Below are 15,207 nucleotides of genomic sequence, written 5' to 3'. Positions count from 1 at the left end.
AGAAAGATTTAAGAATAAACCAGGAATGAAAAAGGGCCAGTTTTCACCAGAAAAAGCCGCTGACTGTAGCTTTTTTATCCATTACCAGAGCGCCAGCTGCGGATCGTCGTCCGGATTCGGCTTATTCCGGCTCACGCGGGCGGGCGGTGCTGGCTGCTGCATCTGATGAGTGATCCACGCCAGTAACACCGTCACGACATAATCCTGCTGCTCTGCGCTCAGCGGCTGATGCTGCCGGATGTTGTGCCACTTATTCAGACAGCCACGACAGCAGGTCGCGGTGGCGTGCTGGGCGATAAACACCGGATGACCGCGCATCGGCGTCTGTTTGCCATCATTTTCCGGCTGAGCAGGCGCCAGACGCTGTGCAACAAACTCTGCGGCGTGCTGTCGCAAAACCGGCTCGCCTTTGCTGCTCGCATAATCGTACTCAGCGCGCCCCAGCCGAAAGCGCTGACGAAACGGCGAACGTGCCAGTCGGGTAAACAGCGCGTCAGACACGTTCATACTGATTGCCAGTTACTCATATTTACGCCCCGCCAGATAGCTGACGCCCTGAGGTCCGAACGCTTCGCGATGCAGTTCATTCGGCTGCAGGTGAAACGTCTCGCCGGGATGATAGGTGGTGTCGCCCTGCTCGGTACTGATAGTGATGTAACCACTGAGAATCAGGGCCAGCGCCTCAAAAGGATGGACGTGATTATCAAGCCGGGCTGATGCGGCACGCTCAATCAGCAGTGGCTCATCAAAACCCTGTTCGGCTAACCATTTTCTGAATTCGTGTTCGGTCATTGCAACTCCTCAATATGGAACTGACCCTAAGCAGTGTAGACGATCTTTATCGCCTCTTAGGGCACGGAACGGGTACGTAAAGTCGCGCAAACAGGGTTGTTCACGGGTCAGGCCGATGCTGTACTTGCCGTCTCGTTCCCCATTTTGACATCAGGATGACGTAAAAGTATGCCTTACCCTCAGAAAACGGCTCTGCTGCTGATTAATCAGCGATCACGAAAAGGACGCATTGAGGCCAGTCGGGCGCAGACACTGCTGGTTCAGGCTGGTTTCACCCTGCTGCAACCGGACGAGGATGAGACCCGTACCTACAGCCAGCTCATCGCGGCTTATGCCGGTCGCGTCGAGGCGGTGATCGTCGGCGGTGGCGACGGCACGCTTAACGCGGCCGCGCCAGGAGTGATGCAGACCGGCCTGCCACTGGGCATTTTACCGCTGGGCACCGCCAACGATTTTGCCCGTACGCTGGGCATTCCCGCCAGCCTTGAACAGGCGGTGAACATTATCGCAGATGGACAGCTGCGCGCCGTGGATCTGGGGGAAGTGAATCAGCACCTGTTTCTTAACGTCTCGAGCATCGGCTTTTCGGCAGAGCTGGCGCGTAACCTTACGGCGGAATCGAAAAAACGCTGGGGTGTGGGCGGGTACGCCCTGGCGGCGTTGCGGCTGCTGCGGCAGAGCCGTCCGTTCAGCGCCACACTGGTGCATCAGGGCCAGCGGGTACCGGTCAAAACGGTTCAGGTATCAGTGGGCAACGGGCGCTTCTACGGCGGTGGCATGACGGTGGAACAGCGCGCAGCACCCGACGATGGGTTACTGGATGTCTACAGCCTGGAGTTGCAGCATAGCTGGCAGCTCATTGCGCTGCTGCCCTTTCTGCGGCGCGGCACCCATGGCCGCTGGCGCAACGTGCGGGCATTCAGCACTACGGAACTGACCATTGAGACGCGTCGTCCTCACTACATCAATGCAGACGGCGAGATTATCGGCCAGACACCCGCGCATTTTCGCCTGCTCGCCCGTGCGCTGCGGGTTTATGCACCCGCCGATCCGTCAGCGGAGTAACGGATGGCGCGTCAGGGCGTCAATGCGGAGTCCCGTTCTTTTCAATGTCGTTAATGTGCGTGGTGAGTGTGCTGACCAGCTCTTTCGCCATCTCGATAGTCAGGCCGAAAAACAGCGACTCCTGCGCCGAGCGCTCGCGCGGGGCATGAGGATCAAGGTAGCCAAATTGCAGCACCAGCGCGCCGTGACCGCTTAACGGGCCGATGTGCCAGCCGGTGACCGGATAAAAGGTAAAACGATTAAATTCATTCACTTTAAACCTGACTGTGAAGCATAACGCTGATTGAGTGTCAGGCCAGCTCGGATAATAAAACATGGGTGGATTACTGAGCATGGCGCATATCCGCAGAATAACAAGTAAAAGAGCCGTATCACTATTTACCGGATGCTGAACCTGTAACCCGGTGCACCCTTCCGAGGATGCAGTTACTTCTCCGCCTGGGGAATGATGGAGATATGGCCGTTGACCTCCAGCACCGCATATTTAATCTGATCGAACCGCTCCAGACCCGGACCGGATCGCGCCGCTTCCAGCACGTCATCAGGATTAATGCCGGTCATCTTCATACGCTCGGTCAGCAGATTGCCGTTTTCCACCAGGATGACCGGGCCGCCATCGATGACCTGTTCCACCACCGGAAAACGACTTTTCAGCTTGCCCAGCACAATATCAATGGTGACCAGGGTGATGATGGTCAGCGCCGCCCCCGTCACCGAAAAATCGTCCCCCAGCAGCGCCTGCTGGGTTGCTTCGCTGATAATCAGCAGCAGAATCAGATCAAAAGAGGTCATCTGCAACAGGGTGCGCCTGCCGGCAATTTTGAACACTACCATCAGCACCAGGTAAATAGCTGCCGCACGTAATACCGTTTCCATAACGCGCCTCTGTCAGGGATAGATCCATTGGGTAAAACGGACCGGAGGATGGTCGCCGCCGTTAATGGCAACGTGAATGCGCCCCGGATTGCGTGGCTGCAGGCCGATCCAGATGGCGTGCTCCGGCCCGGTGTCGCGGGCAGAAAAGGTCAGCCGCAGATCGCTGCCGATCGTCACCGCCTCCAGCGGCTGAGGCTGTAGCGTCTGGATTTGCAGGTTATCCAGTGCGCCACCGCCAATCGTTACGTTAAAGTGCCCGGCTACCGGGGCGTTGTAACGAATGCGCATATCCATGTTGCTCTCGACGCGGCCAAACCGCTCATAGTCCACCTGAAGGGTGCCATCCGGCGAGCGGGCGCTGGTGTCACTCAGCACGCCTTTAGAAAAGAGTCCGCATGCACCCAGAATGACCAGCAGAATTAACAGATATTCTCCTGCCCGCTGAATCAGCCATTCGCGGCGAACCCAGCGGAGATCCTCTTTTATCGGGCTATCCCCGGTCGCTGTATGATCTTTTTTCACGCTCTCATTCTCTCCTTTCAGCACACCCACCTATGACGCTCTGCCTGAAGCATAGTGGACAGATATTATTTCGCCCGGCGCTCAACCCAGAACGACCAGCTGTGGTAGAGCAATGTCAGTGGCATAGCAATCGCGGCCCCCACCAGTACAAAGCTTTGTGTGACCGGCGATGAGGCGCTTTCACTGATGCTGAACTGATGTGGCACCAGCCAGGGGTAGAGGCCGCACAGCAGACCGGTAAAAACAGCACCGATCAGCATCAGCGTCAGGATGAGCTGGCATAGCGGCCTGGCTCGCCACAAGGCCAGCGGCAGGGCGATCCAGAGTGTGACAATTGCCGCAGCAGCGATCTTACCCGGCGGCCGCTGCCAGCTTTGCTGCCAGATATCCGCATTAAGGTAGCATTCGACAAGGAAGATCATCAGCGCCAGCAGCCACCACAGCCAGCTCTGTACCGCCGCCAGCGGTTGCACCCTGTCGCCGATGCGCCAGCCGATCCAGCAGCATGCCAGCAGCGAATTGATCGCCATGAGGCCCGCACCGCTGATCAGCGGAACCAGGCTCAGGCCATCCGGCAGGCCGGTTTGCGGCTGCGCGCTGATGATCATCCCGGCGCACCAGCCCTGAATAAAGGTTGCCAGTGCCGAACTGCCCGCCATGATGCGGTCCAGCCAGTGACGCAGTTGTGAAGAACTCCGGGCGCGGTATTCCAGCGCCATCGCCCGTACCAGCAGCGCCAGCAACATGGCAAACAGCGGCACGCTCAGCTGACTGAAGAGCAGTGCATAGACCGGCGGAAACAGCGCCAGCAGCCCACCCGCCGCCAGCACCAGCCAGGTCTCATTCGCATCCCATACCGGCAGAATACTCTGCGTCATCAGCTCACGCTGTTCCTCAGCGTGAAACCAGCAAAAAAGCATCCCCACCCCCAGGTCAGTGCCGTCCAGTAGCAGATAGAGCAGCAGGGATAGGCAGATAATCAGCGCGGAGAGATCGGCCATCACAGACTCCTAATGTGGCGTTTTTAGCTCAATGACGACCGGTTGTCCCGATGGCAGTTCACCCTTAATCCGGCGCAGCAGATAGTGTAAGCCGAGAGCGAAGGCCAGCACGTAGATCAGCAGCACGGCCACGAAAATGGCCAGCGTGGCACCGAACGACAGGGGGGAGACGCTCTCTGCGGTGCGTAACATGTTGTAGACTGTCCACGGCTGACGCCCCACTTCCGTCACGACCCAGCCAGAGAGCAGTGCGATAAAGCCCGCCGGTGAGAGCCATACCATCCAGCGCATTAACTGCCCCGATGCGGCCAGCCGTCCACGCCAGCGCTGAAGATTAGCCGTCAGCGTGGTGAGTAAGATGATCAGTCCCAGCCCCACCATCAGGCGAAAGGCGAAAAATACCGGCAGCACCGGTGGAATGGCCTCTGCAGGAAATTCACTCAGGCTTTTAATGTGCCCAGTGAGGTTGTGCCGCAGATAGAGCGAGCCAAGAGCGGGCAGGCTCACCTCAAGATGGTTACGTTGAGCCTGCTGATCCGGTAGCGCGAACAGTCGCAGCGGTTCCCCCTCACCCTGCGCAGGTGGACGCCAGCTACCCTCCATCGCCGCGAGTTTAGCGGGCTGATAGTCGCGGGTATTTTCACCGTGCAGATCGCCAAGGACAATCTGCAGTGGAACGGCAAACAGCAGAAGGGTCAGCGCGCTGTTGAGCATCAGCCGTGAAGCTGACTCCCCCTTAAAATGCCGCAGTCGCCAGGCCGCAACCCCCATCATCAGCACCGCGACGGCAATCAGTGACCCCACCACCATATGACTGAAACGCCAGGGAAAAGAGGGCGACAGCAGAATCGACCGCCAGCTTTCGGCCAGGAAAACACCGTTCTCATTGCGCGTAAATCCAACCGGCGTCTGCATCCAGGAATTGGCAGCCAGAATCCAGAACGCGCTAAGCAGCGCGCCGACGGCCACCAGACAGGTCACGGCAAAATGAATGCCAGGCCGGATTTTATTGAAGCCAAACAGCATCACCCCGGTCAGCGCTGATTCCAGAAAAAAGGCGACCAGCACCTCATAAAACATTAACGGTCCAATCACGCCACCAACCTGATGGGAAAAGCGCGCCCAGTGCGTACCAAACTGGAACTCCATGACTACGCCGGAGGCAGCACCAATCGCCACCGTCAGGGAAAAAATGTTCAGCCAGAAGTGAAGCGCATCCCGGGCGACCTGCTGCTTTCCCCACAGCCAGCGCGCCTCAAACCAGACCAGAAACGGGGCCAGCCCAAGCGTCAGCGCCGCCAGCGTGATATGCATGCCCATGGTCAGCGCAAACTGCGTCCGGGCAATAACCAAAACCCAGTCGCTGTCATTCATAAGGGGAGTGTTCCGGCGCAGACACGCTGGGGTGAGTGCCTGGCGTGAACAGACACGCAGGCAGCGGTACTTTCATCTGAGTCTCTCCTGGCCGGTAAATGATCGCGTCTGCCGGGGCTGCATGACATCCGTAGCGGGATGAATTTACCAGCAGATAGCGTATATATGATGTTATCTGTTTATCGTAGTGAAGAAATAAAAAATCAGCCAGTTACGACGAGCCTGTAATAACGACCACGCTGAAGATGATTTTATTGTGGCAACGTAAAGAGAGGTGAAATAAAGTTATTACCGCGGGCCGTTTCCGACTCGCTTAAATAAAGGAAAATAAAATTAAGCGAGGCGGATAATTAATCCGCCCCGCTGTTACAGAACGGGCTGCTTTACAGCCAGCCGGAGCGTCGCAGTCTGGCCCACAGACCGCCGCAGGCCACCAGCGTCAGCCCAACCGCCAGCGGATAGCCATACAGCGACTTCAGCTCCGGCATATGTTCGAAGTTCATACCGTACATGCTGAACACTACGGTCGGAATCACCAGGATCGCGCCCCAGCCCGCCAGCTTTTTGACCACCTCATTCTGCTGCACTGTCACCAGCGCCAGGTTAACCTGCATGGCGCTGGTCAGCATCTCGCGCATATCTTCCGCGTCGGTCACCACATGACGGGCGTGATCCTGCACGTCGCGGATATAGGCGCGCAGCGGACGCGGGATCAGATCTTCATGCAGGTGGATCAGCTGATTACAGATCTCTTCTACTGGCTGCGCTGCATTGCGTAGTGACAGCAGATGACGGCGCATGGTGTAGACCGACTGAACCGACTTACGGTCAAATTCGCTGGTGAAGAGTTCGTTCTCCATCTGCCCCACCCGCTCATTCAGCGAAGTGGAGAGCGCGGCATAGCGATCGACAATGAAATCGAGCAGGCAGTAGAGCGGCCAGGCAGGGCCGAACTTCAGCAGCGCCGGATTTTCAGACGCCCGCTGCCGCACCGGGGTATAGCTTTCAGATGCGCCGTGACGGATGCTGATAAGGAATTTTTTTCCGACAAAGAAATGGGTTTCGCCCAGTTCACAGCTGTCATCCTTCGCACAAACCGTCTTGACCACGATAAACAGTGAGTCACCGTAATGTTCGATTTTAGGTCGCTGATGGGCATTAAGCGCATCTTCAACCGCCAGTTCGTGCAGGCCGAACTCCTCTTTAATCTTTGCCATAAATTCAGCGTCTGGCTGCCACAGCCCGAGCCAGATAAACGCTTCCGGCTCTTTAATCACTTCACTGATATCTTCGACGTCGACCTCTTCGCCCGCACTTCCCGGACGATATACCCTGCTGCTTACGATCATCTTCTGCATTCCCGTTGTGTCAGTACATGCAGCTTAGCCAAAGCCGGGCCTGTAACCGGATAAAAACCGTAAGGATTTGCTGCGACTCCACTATCAGCGGGTTACCACTTCAGGCCTAATCCGGTGGAAAAGATGCCTTCGTTCAGGGTATCAGGAATGCCGCTGACCAGATTGCGATGATAGCCAAGGTGCAGGGTTGACCAGGAGGTCAGGCTATAGCGCATCCCGACTTCCGCATCCAGCATAAACACCCCGTCATCATCCAGTGAATGACCGACATCGCCGTTGCTGTAAAGCGTGACCGATTTACCCAGCAGATAGCGCTGATAGTTCCAGCGCAGCGAGCCGCCAACGTGCCGTTCTTCGCGATCGTCGCTGTAGCCATATTCAAAGGCTCCGCCCAGCACGGAGAGAGAGAAAGCGCTGAGTTCGGTGTCCCACAGCTGATAACCGGGGCCGGTGCCGAGCAGCGCCTGGCGTGAGAGGTTCTCCACCCAGTCGCGCTTGTAGGTCGCGCGTGTCTGCCAGAAGAACTGCTCACTGACCAGATAGTCGAAGGCGTAGCGCAGGCTGTAATTGTCTGTGTTGACACTCGCGTTTTCCTGCTCACGGTTATAGGTCGCCCCGATGTCGTGACGCCAATTCCCCTTGTTCAGTTTGGTGTTGAGCGCAAAGCTGTAGTCGTCAGTTTTCGTCGAGGCTTTTTTGACCTTAACACCGGCATCGATATTGCCGGTCCAGGCAAGCTGATCGCTGCGCACTTTGGCTTTCATAAACTCATCGATGCGCCTGACGGAGACCTGCTGCTCCTGCTCATTGCGTTCCACCCAGACATAGCCGGGATCGGACGAAGAGAGCCGCACCTGATAATGTTCGCCGGTCTTTTTGTTTTCGACATTGACCGGATTGTCGCTGGCGAGCGTACTGACCGCATTCCACGCCAGGGTGACGGTGCCCGCGTAGTGTGTCTCAATCGCCAGCTTGCCGTCGCTGAGGTAACGGATCGTGCCGGTCAGCCGATCGCCATTAGTCAGCCAGACGGTATCGGCTGCGGCCTGCTCTGCCCAACCGGTACAGCATAAGATGACCAGCAGCCGGGTCAGTAAGGTGGCGCAATGCATAGCTTTCCCTGTAAAGGCGTCGTCCGGTATGGACGACACGTCACCGCAAATTCGGACCTGACAATTAAGCGGATTCCGCGATGATATGCAATGCGGTCAGGAGAGATCGTGGAGTGCTTTGCCAGGCGGCGGACCCAGCATGAAGTCGCTGAAACGGATCGCCAGCCCCTCGCGTTCAGGCGAACAGCCCATCACGCCGACAAAACGCCGCGTCTGACCCGGCCACGGGCAGAGCCGCAACAGTGGCCAGGTCAGGCCATCGGTGGAGTACTGGATTCGTAATACCGCCTTTTCCAGCGTGGCACGCAGCCAGAACTGACGCGCATCACCGGGAAAAACACCGGTAGACCAGTCAGAAAACTTACGCGTGACCACGCTGCCGATGGCAGGCTGGTCATCGTTAAACTCAATGCCCGCTTTAACCCAGTGCGTTTCACTGTCCTGAATAAACAGACCGGCCTGATCGTAGAGCTGGCTGAAGTCCGCCCTCACCTGCACCTGAACGGTAAAATCATTTTCCACCCAGAAGCCAAAAGCGTGGCCGCTGTGCCGTTCGAAGCCGTACCAGGTGCGCTGCCAGAAATCGCTGTTTAACGCGGTTTCGAACTGCAATGTTTCACCATCCAGACTGTGTACCGGCGGCTGATTAATCCAGACGCCGCCTTCGGTGTTAAGTGAGCTGATCGCAGACATAAGCACTCCTTTATGTGAGTTAAATCGCCTGCGTTCAGGCAGACCCGGGCGCGGCGACAGGCCTGATTATCATAGCGTTGATTGATGAAACAGCCGCAGAGGATCGCGGCAAATCTGAACATGCCGGAGTGGAAAGGGTTTAGCTGAGCAGACCCGATACTGCGAACATCGGGATCGGTTCGCGGTTTCTTTTTTCATGTCGCGGAAACCAATAATTGCCTTCAGGTCCGGTCAACTCAACTATTTCATTTTGTTAATCGCCTGGCGCAAACCGCGATTAACAACCAGGCTTGTTCTGTCTGAGGGCAACTGAACTCATCAAATATAAGGATTAAGTCAACATGGTAGATAAATCAGAGATTCTGGATCACGCACAGGTTGTTGATGTGAATGGCGAACATGTCGGGATTGTTGACCATTTCGAAGGCGACGACAAAATTAAGCTGGCGAAAAGCGATCCTGAAGCAGGCGGCAAACACCACATTATTCCATTCAGCTGGGTGAAAGACGTTGATGACAATAAAGTCATCCTGTCTAAATCTAAAGCGGATGTTGAAAGCGAGTGGCAGTCTGCATAAGTCCTTAGCCGTGGCATCTGCCACGGCTTATTTATTTTCTTCGCGTTAAGCTATTTTTACTTATCACCCTGCCCGAACCCGCTCATTTTATCGCTCTGCCCTTCTGCATTTTATGAAGATCAACGCTTTCTGCATTTCCTCTAAACAGATATATCAAAACTGTTCTCTTTTCTCAGAGGCTGATATTTTCTGCCTGTGGTGAGGAATAACAGCCAAACACGCCGTCGATCAGAAGATAGCTTTCTGAACCGGGCAATTCAAAATGCCACCATTCGGTCGCAATGCCAGTGAAGCCACCGCCCAGCATGATGGCATTAAGCATCAGACGGTTACGCTGTGCCTGAACGGGCACTGCAGGATGATAAGGATGGGAGTGCTCACTCATCTCATCGAAACCGGTACCCATATCCACGATCTTCCCATGCTCGTCGAGCAGCGTCACGTCCACTGCGGTGCCGCGGCTGTGGTTTGATCCGCGCGTCAGCGGTGCGACATAGTCCTGATTCGGGCAGGCCTGCCAAAGGATTGCCTGCGCGGCAGGTGGCCGGTACGCATCGAGCACCAACAGCCTGTAGCCCGCAATTTTTGCAATGTTAATACTCTTTGCCAGCGCTTTCACCGCATCAACATGCAGCAGACAACGTGCATCGCGGTAGATCGGTTGCCCTGTGAGATTATCGGCAGTGGCGTATTTCAGATCGATGGCTAACTGAGGAAAGGCTTCAGCAATATCAACAAGATTTTTACTTTCCATGACGGAGTGCTCCCTGTTTATGTGCTCTGTGGCGGGCTGGCCGGAGAGGATGATTATGAGGCGGCTATCATGGCACTGCGGCGGGAGGAAAAAAAGTGTCTTTAATTTTTGAGTCCGGACAAGGTGTGGCAGTTTGTTTACTCCGGATGCTGGCTGGCAGCGTTTATGGTTTCAGGAATTGTTATGAGCGAGATAATCAGTCCGGTGACGTCAGGATCTACGGCGCTTTATCATTAAGCGTGGTCAGGTGAAAATCGTTATTTTATTTATGCTATATACAAATCAGAACTCTGTTTTGCATTGGCTTTCGTGCTGCAGTTAATTACTTTATTTTGCGATCTGCGCCGCAAATAATATCGTTTTAATTGTGAGAAAACTCGCTGATTTACATCGATTTTCAGCTGGACTTTTTTCGTATTAGTTGATTATATGTACAGGTATTTAGCGCGATACAGAGGTGTTGGAGCACCTCTATATCGCTAATCACAATCACTATTGAAAAGGAATAGAGATCATGACTGAGTCAGAGTGTAATGCAGTTGGTTTAAATCCAGAAGCCCCTTCCGTCACCCGGCGCAAATTAACGGTAAGTTACGCCAGCCGTTATCCAGACTATATCCGTATTCCGTCGATCATTATGAAAGGCCAGTGGCTGGCAGCCGCCGGATTTACTACCGGAACCGAAGTTGAGGTGAATGTCACAGAGGGCCGTATTGTGCTGACCGTGAAGCCACCCGAGCTTGTCGATGAACAACTGGTTAATGCATTAGCGCAGCTGAACAAGCTGCCTGCAAGAAAACAGAAGCAGGTGCTGGCATTGTCCGGTGTGGCTGCGGGTTAGTGGTGTTGAGGTGAAAGGATGCCGCTTCTGGTTGGGGAGCGGCAGATTAAATTAGTCGCATGAGGAGCGTGCAGATTACAATTTTCAATGCGGTTATCTGCCGCTCATATTCGCCGTTAAATTTAATGATATAACCTGCTTCTTTATAAAGAGCAGTTAATCTGAATAAGACCTCAATGATTACGCTGTCGGACGTTCATTCCAAGCATCATGTGCCAGCAGATTACCGTCTTTATAAAGGTGTGTGATTTTCTCATAATTTAATGCAACTTCTTCCATATGTCCGGTTCCCGGACTACTGTGCGGAACAGCTAAAGGGAAAGTACGTTTGCGCATTTTTTGTCCAGGCCAAAGTTGGATCTGGAATCCATTTTTTATGTTTTATCGCCCCTAATGCCACTCTGTAGTGAACTTTCCCTTAGTGGATCACTAATGCAGAACCTCCACGCTTCAATTTGAGATCCTTTTCAACTCCAGCTATTTCAGGATCTGAAAATCACGTTTAGTGAGACCACGTTTTTACAGAGGCACTGTTATGGACAACTACTGGGACACGAAAAGACTCTCAAACTACTTTCTTACGATGGCAAATTTGGAGGCTAATCATTTAGTTAACATAGCCACTTCACTTTCTCAATTTCATCTTAAGGATGCGCTTGTAAGACTAAAATTTCAGGATGAGGTGCGCGAGTTCGCTCGTCTACAGATCCATACGATTCGTACTTCGAATTCTGACGAGCAGTGTCAGGAGTGCATTCAGAATCTGAAGCAGGAAAGCCAGCATCTCAGGATTCAGGACAGAATGCTCAGAACGGGTGAAGCAGTCGTATCGTCTTCGGTGCAGTTTTATCATGACCATGAAAAGGTCATAGGATATGTAATCAATGGCATCGGCGTGGTGCTGAGCGGCTTACAAATCGTGGCTGGAGTCGGTCTGATTGCAGGCTCTGTAACTACGGGTAATGTTTTGGGTGTTGTAGCGGGTTCAACCCTGGTGATGAATGGCGTAGGATCAGGCATTGAGAGCACAGGTAAACTCAGCGGTGTGGCCCACCCATCAAACCCAGTAAGAGATAAATATGAAGATGTTGCAGATTTTTTTGGCTTTGATAAGCGACTCGGATTGCTAGCCTATCAGGTAGTTGATTTGACAACCTCATACTATGGCATTTTAAAACTGACTTTAAAGCCAGAGGCATGGAGGCTATACAAATATCTGCCAACTGACTATTACCGCAAAGTTCAGATTATGAGTAAACCAGCACTTGCTTTAAAAGGCGCTGGAGCAGCCTACAAGGGGACTGGAATAGGTTTGAACCTTTATCAAATGCATAATAGCCCCCAACAAAACTAATTCCTGTTTTTTCTGATAAACCTGTTAGCTTTCCAGGCCAGATTCAGAGGGGTGACAAAATAGACTACAAAGAATGCAAACGTCAGAACAATAATATATGGAATGGCATTTGAAGCATCTGCATTGAAAATGCCATCCAATCCAACCAGGGTCAAAATAACAAGGGCAATCACTCCTCCCCAGAAGCGTTTACTCAGATCAATCACAAGACTTTGAAGTGTATCTTTTTTTGACTCGTCTTTTTTAATAATGCTTTTGAGCTTACCAATGTCTTTAGCAGAGAAGCCGTTATCATAAAGTTCTTGCTCAAATTCGTTCATCTTATTCATCCTGAATGACGTTGCGATACGTGCGAAATATAGCACAGTGAACCCGGCACATGCTAACCAACTGGCTTGCTCTGGTATCAATGTTTCCTCACTTTTGCAGGCTCTGCCTGAACATCAAGCTGAAACCCTAAAGCGCAAAATATTATAGCGCTCAATATAAACAGCAGGTTAAAAACTAGCACATTATAAGCCTCGAAAAGTCAAAGCCCTGTTCAAAACGCCATGAAAGTACTGATGACAATTAATTTCGTGGAGAAGAATAAGAGTAAAACGTTGAGGTATGCTTCTGAGAGTTAAACAAAAGTGAGTCTCAGGATGCAATGCAGAAGAGAATTTGGCACGCCCTACAGGATTCGAACCTGTGACCTACGGCTTAGAAGGCCGGTGCTCTATCCAGCTGAGCTAAGGGCGCATGGAGATGGCACGGATTATACGTCGGGAAGCGGGTACGTCAACGTTTTTGCCGTTTCACCGCAGCGAAGTGCTGCGGTAATAACCAATTGGCGTCAGTGACGCCTGCGCCATTCGCTGAGCGACACGAGTTTCCTGGTGCCGGAAAATTCTCCTTCCAGCTCAATCCCTTGTGAGGTGAAACGCGCATTGTACTGCTCACGAAGTGCGTGCAGCTCCTGGCTGTCCGGCTCCAGCTGGCGCAGAAAGCCCAGCGCGAGCAGCAGCTGCTGGCGGCTGATAAGCGGTGGAAAACCGGCACGACTGAGAATCGCATGCCAGCGCTGACTGTTCTCCCCGCTGCCATCAACAATCAACACCTGCCAGATCAGCAGTACCGCTGCGCCGTTATGCAGATGCGTTTCATTATCGCTACTGAGATAGTCGGTAAACTCTTTTGCCGCCTCTTTGCCCATCATAGAAATCATTGATTCCACCTGTACCGGTGGCAGTTGCAGCCGTTTACTGAGCCTTTGAGCGGCGTGGCGTGAGCCAGCGGTGAGCAGCTGAAATCCAGCGACAAAAACCACCGCCAGCGTAGCAAGCATTATCCAAATCATTACATCTTCCCCGGATTGTCCTGCAGATATCATACGCATGCAGGCAGGTACGCGTCGCGACGAAAAAGCCGGAAAGCGCATACGTGGCTGAAACTGTGACTGACAGCAGCCCACGCTTCTGACAAAATAGCCCCCTTCCCCGATTCAACACAACACAGTGGATTTCCTCTCTGATGGCAGCAAAAATTATTGACGGTAAAACGATTGCGCAGCAGGTGCGCGTTGAGGTTGCGGAAAAAGTGAAGCAGCGCCTGGCCGCCGGAAAACGTGCGCCAGGTCTGGCCGTGGTTCTGGTGGGTGAAAACCCGGCATCGCAGATTTATGTGGCCAGTAAACGCCGCGCCTGTGAAGAGGTCGGTTTCCACTCCCGCTCTTACGATCTGCCTGCCACCACCCGCGAAGCTGAGCTGCTGGAGCTGATCGATAAGCTCAATCAGGACGACGAAATCGATGGCATCCTGGTGCAGCTGCCGCTGCCAGCGGGTATCGATAATGTAAAAGTGCTGGAGCGCATCACGCCGGATAAAGATGTTGATGGCTTCCACCCTTATAACGTCGGTCGCCTGTGTCAGCGTGCGCCAACCCTGCGTCCCTGCACCCCACGCGGTATCGTGACGCTGCTGGAGCGCTACAACATCGATACCTACGGCCTGAACGCTGTGGTGGTCGGGGCGTCTAACATTGTTGGTCGTCCGATGAGCATGGAGCTGCTGCTCGCAGGCTGCACCACTACCGTGACCCATCGCTTTACTAAAGATCTGCGCCATCACGTTGAGCATGCCGATCTGCTGGTCGTTGCGGTGGGCAAGCCAGGCTTTATTCCGGGCGACTGGATTAAACCGGGTGCCATCGTCATCGACGTAGGTATTAACCGTCTGGACAGCGGTAAAGTGGTGGGCGACGTTGATTTTGACAGCGCATCAGAGCGCGCCTCCTACATCACGCCAGTGCCGGGCGGTGTGGGACCGATGACAGTTGCAACACTGATTCAAAACACGCTGCAGGCGTGCGAAGAGTTTCACGATAAAGAGGACGTTTAAATGGCAAGTTTTTCACTGGGTAAATTCCCGCACGTCGATCTGTGTGACCTGCTGAAGCTGGAAGGCTGGGTTCAGAGCGGCGCACAGGCGAAAGTCGTGATTGCCGAGGGAGAAGTGAAGGTCAATGGCGCGGTAGAGACCCGTAAGCGCTGCAAGATCGTTGCCGGTCAGACCGTGGAGTTTGCCGGTTTCCGCATCACTGTCGTCGAGTAATTTTCGGGCGTCCCTGCGGGGACGCTGTCACAGCAACGCCTCTCCCCTGCCCCTTGTCTCACCTTCCCGCTGTTCCCGTGCAATATGATTCACTGCCGTATGCGGCGCAATCGGCCTCAGGTTACGGACTGAACGGAAGCCGCGGATCTCGATCTGTTCAATCGCCATAGTAAAAATCCGCCTTCATAGAAGGCGGCTTTGTTTTCCGCCCCATAGGGGCGTACTAAGTTCGGACTCTTAGAGCCCTCTCTTCACACCTCATGAAGCGACAGTTGTTTATCTTCAACTTCATGCT

At 53.8% G+C, this 15,207-nt stretch carries 21 protein-coding genes and 1 tRNA gene; 6 read left to right on the top strand and 16 right to left on the bottom strand.

What is annotated here, in order from left to right:
- Positions 1-81: 81 nt before the first annotated feature.
- Both F3I20_RS09270 and F3I20_RS09265 read right to left on the bottom strand, forming a co-directional pair.
- Complete coding sequence (locus tag F3I20_RS09270) at positions 82-507, bottom strand: DUF4186 domain-containing protein (RefSeq protein ID WP_150012387.1); 426 nt, start codon at positions 505-507, stop codon at positions 82-84.
- 12 nt (positions 508-519) lie between these two features.
- Positions 520-792, bottom strand: a complete 273-nt coding sequence (locus tag F3I20_RS09265; RefSeq protein ID WP_150012389.1) for a cupin domain-containing protein — start codon at positions 790-792, stop codon at positions 520-522.
- A 168-nt stretch (positions 793-960) separates the two neighbouring features.
- Here F3I20_RS09265 and F3I20_RS09260 point away from each other — a divergent pair, with 168 nt between their 5' ends.
- Positions 961-1,857: a lipid kinase gene (locus tag F3I20_RS09260; protein ID WP_150012391.1), complete on the top strand. Its 897-nt coding sequence runs from the start codon at positions 961-963 to the stop codon at positions 1,855-1,857.
- A 19-nt stretch (positions 1,858-1,876) separates the two neighbouring features.
- Here the strand turns inward: F3I20_RS09260 and F3I20_RS09255 are convergent, their stop codons facing one another.
- The 8 genes from F3I20_RS09255 to F3I20_RS09220 all read right to left on the bottom strand — a co-directional run bounded on the left by F3I20_RS09255 (position 1,877) and on the right by F3I20_RS09220 (position 8,793).
- Positions 1,877-2,110: a BssS family protein gene (locus F3I20_RS09255; protein WP_150012393.1), complete on the bottom strand. Its 234-nt coding sequence runs from the start codon at positions 2,108-2,110 to the stop codon at positions 1,877-1,879.
- 173 nt (positions 2,111-2,283) lie between these two features.
- Positions 2,284-2,733, bottom strand: coding sequence for a DUF421 domain-containing protein (locus F3I20_RS09250; protein ID WP_150012395.1), 450 nt, complete (start codon positions 2,731-2,733; stop codon positions 2,284-2,286).
- Between the two features lie 12 nt (positions 2,734-2,745).
- On the bottom strand, positions 2,746-3,255 hold the full coding sequence (locus F3I20_RS09245) for a hypothetical protein (RefSeq protein ID WP_190285944.1): 510 nt from the start codon (positions 3,253-3,255) through the stop codon (positions 2,746-2,748).
- Between the two features lie 65 nt (positions 3,256-3,320).
- Entirely contained in the window at positions 3,321-4,256 is a 936-nt protein-coding gene (locus tag F3I20_RS09240; RefSeq protein WP_150012397.1) for a cytochrome d ubiquinol oxidase subunit II, read from the bottom strand.
- Positions 4,257-4,265: 9 nt separating this feature from the next.
- Positions 4,266-5,630, bottom strand: a complete 1,365-nt coding sequence (locus F3I20_RS09235; protein ID WP_150012399.1) for a cytochrome ubiquinol oxidase subunit I — start codon at positions 5,628-5,630, stop codon at positions 4,266-4,268.
- A gap of 383 nt (positions 5,631-6,013) precedes the next feature.
- Positions 6,014-6,979, bottom strand: a complete 966-nt coding sequence (locus F3I20_RS09230; RefSeq protein WP_150012401.1) for a magnesium and cobalt transport protein CorA — start codon at positions 6,977-6,979, stop codon at positions 6,014-6,016.
- Between the two features lie 101 nt (positions 6,980-7,080).
- Positions 7,081-8,100, bottom strand: a complete 1,020-nt coding sequence (locus F3I20_RS09225; RefSeq protein WP_150012403.1) for a DUF481 domain-containing protein — start codon at positions 8,098-8,100, stop codon at positions 7,081-7,083.
- 96 nt (positions 8,101-8,196) lie between these two features.
- Positions 8,197-8,793, bottom strand: a complete 597-nt coding sequence (locus tag F3I20_RS09220; RefSeq protein ID WP_150012405.1) for a DUF1349 domain-containing protein — start codon at positions 8,791-8,793, stop codon at positions 8,197-8,199.
- Between the two features lie 341 nt (positions 8,794-9,134).
- On the opposite strand from F3I20_RS09220, the gene F3I20_RS09215 reads away from it, so the two are divergent.
- Positions 9,135-9,371 (top strand): DUF2171 domain-containing protein, encoded by a 237-nt coding sequence (locus tag F3I20_RS09215; RefSeq protein WP_013357057.1) that lies wholly within the window; start codon positions 9,135-9,137, stop codon positions 9,369-9,371.
- Between the two features lie 172 nt (positions 9,372-9,543).
- Here the strand turns inward: F3I20_RS09215 and ddpX are convergent, their stop codons facing one another.
- Positions 9,544-10,125 (bottom strand): D-alanyl-D-alanine dipeptidase, encoded by a 582-nt coding sequence (ddpX, locus tag F3I20_RS09210; RefSeq protein ID WP_150012407.1) that lies wholly within the window; start codon positions 10,123-10,125, stop codon positions 9,544-9,546.
- Positions 10,126-10,639: 514 nt separating this feature from the next.
- On the opposite strand from ddpX, the gene F3I20_RS09205 reads away from it, so the two are divergent.
- Positions 10,640-10,966: a SymE family type I addiction module toxin gene (locus F3I20_RS09205; RefSeq protein WP_150012409.1), complete on the top strand. Its 327-nt coding sequence runs from the start codon at positions 10,640-10,642 to the stop codon at positions 10,964-10,966.
- 180 nt (positions 10,967-11,146) lie between these two features.
- On the opposite strand, the gene F3I20_RS23920 is transcribed toward F3I20_RS09205, so the two are convergent.
- Positions 11,147-11,302 (bottom strand): hypothetical protein, encoded by a 156-nt coding sequence (locus tag F3I20_RS23920; RefSeq protein WP_370452848.1) that lies wholly within the window; start codon positions 11,300-11,302, stop codon positions 11,147-11,149.
- Between the two features lie 199 nt (positions 11,303-11,501).
- Between F3I20_RS23920 and F3I20_RS09200 the strand changes: the two genes are divergently transcribed.
- Positions 11,502-12,320, top strand: a complete 819-nt coding sequence (locus F3I20_RS09200; protein ID WP_150012411.1) for a DUF4225 domain-containing protein — start codon at positions 11,502-11,504, stop codon at positions 12,318-12,320.
- Here F3I20_RS09200 and F3I20_RS09195 read toward each other — a convergent pair.
- The 3 genes from F3I20_RS09195 to F3I20_RS09185 all read right to left on the bottom strand — a co-directional run bounded on the left by F3I20_RS09195 (position 12,317) and on the right by F3I20_RS09185 (position 13,659).
- A complete protein-coding gene (locus F3I20_RS09195) occupies positions 12,317-12,640 on the bottom strand; it encodes a hypothetical protein (RefSeq protein WP_150012413.1) in 324 nt (107 codons plus the stop codon). The genes F3I20_RS09200 and F3I20_RS09195 overlap by 4 nt on opposite strands.
- A 344-nt stretch (positions 12,641-12,984) precedes the next feature.
- Positions 12,985-13,061, bottom strand: a tRNA-Arg gene (locus tag F3I20_RS09190).
- Positions 13,062-13,155: 94 nt separating this feature from the next.
- Positions 13,156-13,659 (bottom strand): DUF1198 family protein, encoded by a 504-nt coding sequence (locus F3I20_RS09185; RefSeq protein WP_150019436.1) that lies wholly within the window; start codon positions 13,657-13,659, stop codon positions 13,156-13,158.
- A gap of 173 nt (positions 13,660-13,832) precedes the next feature.
- On the opposite strand from F3I20_RS09185, the gene folD reads away from it, so the two are divergent.
- Positions 13,833-14,699, top strand: a complete 867-nt coding sequence (gene folD / locus F3I20_RS09180; RefSeq protein WP_033731804.1) for a bifunctional methylenetetrahydrofolate dehydrogenase/methenyltetrahydrofolate cyclohydrolase FolD — start codon at positions 13,833-13,835, stop codon at positions 14,697-14,699.
- On the top strand, positions 14,700-14,912 hold the full coding sequence (ybcJ, locus tag F3I20_RS09175; RefSeq protein ID WP_013357050.1) for a ribosome-associated protein YbcJ: 213 nt from the start codon (positions 14,700-14,702) through the stop codon (positions 14,910-14,912).
- Positions 14,913-14,939: 27 nt separating this feature from the next.
- Here ybcJ and F3I20_RS23915 read toward each other — a convergent pair whose 3' ends face one another.
- Positions 14,940-15,080: a hypothetical protein gene (locus F3I20_RS23915; RefSeq protein WP_190285943.1), complete on the bottom strand. Its 141-nt coding sequence runs from the start codon at positions 15,078-15,080 to the stop codon at positions 14,940-14,942.
- Between the last annotated feature and the right edge of the window lie 127 nt (positions 15,081-15,207).

This window comes from Candidatus Pantoea gossypiicola (assembly GCF_008632075.1).
Lineage (GTDB): Bacteria > Pseudomonadota > Gammaproteobacteria > Enterobacterales > Enterobacteriaceae > Pantoea > Pantoea gossypiicola.
The sequence above is the reverse complement of the archived record's forward strand: the minus strand, read 5'-3'. Positions and strand labels throughout refer to the sequence as shown.